Annotated in this window: 1 protein-coding gene; it reads left to right on the plus strand. The window is 70.6% G+C overall.

Annotated elements, in window-relative coordinates; translation table 11 throughout:
* Positions 1-551, plus strand: a 551-nt coding sequence (locus AC1DWT_RS51820; RefSeq protein ID WP_477926348.1) for a transketolase-like TK C-terminal-containing protein, incomplete at both ends; no start/stop codon positions are given.

Raw genomic sequence — 551 nt, forward strand, 5'->3', positions numbered from 1 at the left:
GGGGTTGCAGCACGCCGACGGGCACTCGCTGCTGCTGGCCTCGACCAACCCGGCGGCGGTGGCCTACGATCCGGCGTTCTCCTACGAGATCGCGCACATCGTCAAGGACGGGCTGCGCCGGATGTACGGCGGCACCGACGGGGTGGACGGGTTCGGTGGGGAGGACATCTTCTACTACATCACCCTCTACAACGAGCCCTACTCCCAGCCCGCCGAGCCCGCCGACCTGAACGTCGAGGGCCTGCTCAAGGGCCTGTACCTGTTCAAGAAGTCCGAGGCCTCGGGCCCGAAGGCGCAGATCCTGGTCTCCGGTGTCACCATGCCCGAGGGCCTGCGGGCGCAGCAGCTGCTCGCCGACGAGTGGGGTGTGGCCGCCGACGTGTGGTCGGTCACCTCCTGGGGTGAACTGCGCCGCGACGGCATCGAATCCGAACGCCAGGCGCTGCGGGACCCGGGCACCGACGCCCCGCTGCCCTACGTCACCCAGGCGCTGTCGGATGCGGCCGGCCCGTTCGTGGCGGCCTCGGACTGGATGCGCGCCGTCGCCGACC

The sequence above is a fragment of the Rhodococcus sp. P4_B6 genome, from assembly GCF_056402215.1.